Genomic DNA, 313 nt, shown 5'->3' with positions numbered 1-313 from the left:
TTCTGGTCACTGGTGGTACGGGTGGTCTGGGTGGGGTGGTGGCGCGGCATCTGGTGGTGGCGCATGGGGTGCGTCGTTTGGTGTTGGTGAGCCGGCGTGGTGTGGAGGCTCCTGGGGCGGCTGGTTTGGTGGCGGAGTTGTCGGGGTTGGGTGCGGAGGTTTCGGTCGTCGCGTGTGATGTGGCTGATCGGGATGCGCTGGCTGGGGTGCTGGCTTCGGTTGTTGGTTTGGCGGGTGTGGTGCATGCGGCGGGTGTGCTGGATGACGGTGTTGTCGCTTCGTTGAGTGCGGAGCGGGTGGATGGGGTGTTGCG

General features: G+C 65.8%; 1 protein-coding gene. It reads left to right on the top strand.

Annotation, left to right across the window (positions count from 1 at the left end):
- Positions 1 to 35: 35 nt before the first annotated feature.
- The coding region (locus IEY93_RS37485; RefSeq protein ID WP_308425773.1) for a KR domain-containing protein at positions 36 to 313 on the top strand (278 nt) is incomplete at its 3' end.

It is taken from the genome of Sphaerisporangium melleum, from assembly GCF_014646695.1.
GTDB lineage: Bacteria > Actinomycetota > Actinomycetes > Streptosporangiales > Streptosporangiaceae > Sphaerisporangium > Sphaerisporangium melleum.
The sequence above is the reverse complement of the archived record's forward strand: the minus strand, read 5'-3'. Positions and strand labels throughout refer to the sequence as shown.